Source organism: Alteromonas sp. MmMcT2-2, from assembly GCF_022348305.1.
Lineage (GTDB): Bacteria > Pseudomonadota > Gammaproteobacteria > Enterobacterales > Alteromonadaceae > Alteromonas > Alteromonas macleodii.
The window spans coordinates 1-1261 of record NZ_JAKRFA010000116.1 but is presented as its reverse complement, the minus strand read 5'-3'; the positions used below and the strand labels follow the sequence as shown (position 1 = coordinate 1261).

The window sequence follows — 1261 nt, the reverse complement described above, 5'->3', positions numbered from 1 at the left end:
TGACGTGCTCCAATAGATTCACACACCCAGTTAAGAGATAATTATCTCAACTGGAGTGTATATGAAAACCCGAAAAAGCTACTCGAAAGAATTCAAACTGGATGCGGTGAGTCTGGTTACAGAACAAAATTACAAGATTACTGAGGCTGCTCGCAGTCTTGGTATCAGTGCCAATATGTTAGGCCGCTGGCTTAAAGAGCAAGAATCAGAAGGGGCTCACGCATTTCGTGGCAATGGTAAGTTGACGCCCGAGCAGGAAGAAATTCGCCAACTGCGAGCAGAGAATAAGCGCCTGAAAATGGAGAAAGAGATCTTAAAAAAGGCAACGGTCTTCTTTGCCAAAGAAACCAAGTAAAATACGGTTTCATCACCCAACATAAGAAGACCTGGCCGATTAGCCTGATGTGCGAGATTCTTGGTGTCAGTCGCTGTAATTACTATAGTGCCGTGCGACGCAAGGAACACATTGAACCGGATCCGCAACATGATGAGTTAATTGAGTGGGTACAGAAAGTAGCAGATGCCAGTGACTTTACCTATGGCGTAAGACGTATGAAACGCGCGTTGAATTCGCTTGGTTATCCGGTTGGAAAACAGCGAACGAGAGCCTTGATGAAAGAAGCTGGAGTGAGCGTCAGACGACGTAGAAAATACAAAGTCACGACTAACAGCGACCATCAGCAACCTGTCTTCGATAACGTGCTGTCACGCGACTTTGATGCTCAAAAGCCAGACCAGGCGTATGTCTCTGACATTACCTACATCTGGACGCAAGAAGGCTGGCTGTATCTGGCCGTAGTGATTGACTTATTCTCACGAAAAATCGTGGGCTGGAGTATGGCATCGCGGATGAATGCCCAGCTTGTGTGTGATGCCTTAACGATGGCTTTGTGGCAACGTAAACCTAAAGTGGGCCTGATACATCATTCGGATCGCGGCTCTCAATACGCAAGCCGACAATTTAGACAGTTACTGACGCAATACAAGGTAACAGGTAGCATGAGCAGGAAAGGTGATTGTTGGGACAATGCCGTCGTAGAAAGCTTCTTCGGCACATTGAAACAAGAGCGAGTGCAGTGGCGTCACTACCAGAGTCGCCGTGCTGCCCAGCAGGATATTCTGCAATACATCACTATGTTTTATAACAGTCAGCGAATGCACTCATATCTGGATTACAAGAGTCCAAATCAATATGAGGCTGACATGGCTAACTTACAAAAAGCGGCTTAACTGGGTTGTGTGATTTTGGTTGACCACGTCA

1 protein-coding gene is annotated in these 1261 nt (G+C 46.5%); it reads left to right on the top strand.

What is annotated here, in order from left to right; all coding sequences use genetic code 11:
* The first annotated feature begins 61 nt into the window (after positions 1-61).
* Positions 62-1230, top strand: a protein-coding gene (locus tag MHM99_RS21075) for an IS3-like element ISAma1 family transposase (protein ID WP_085929700.1) whose coding sequence is annotated in 2 segments (ribosomal slippage) — positions 62-311 and positions 311-1230 — 1170 coding nt in all. Because the reading frame shifts where the segments join, the coding sequence is not laid out codon by codon here.
* Positions 1231-1261 lie beyond the last annotated feature (31 nt).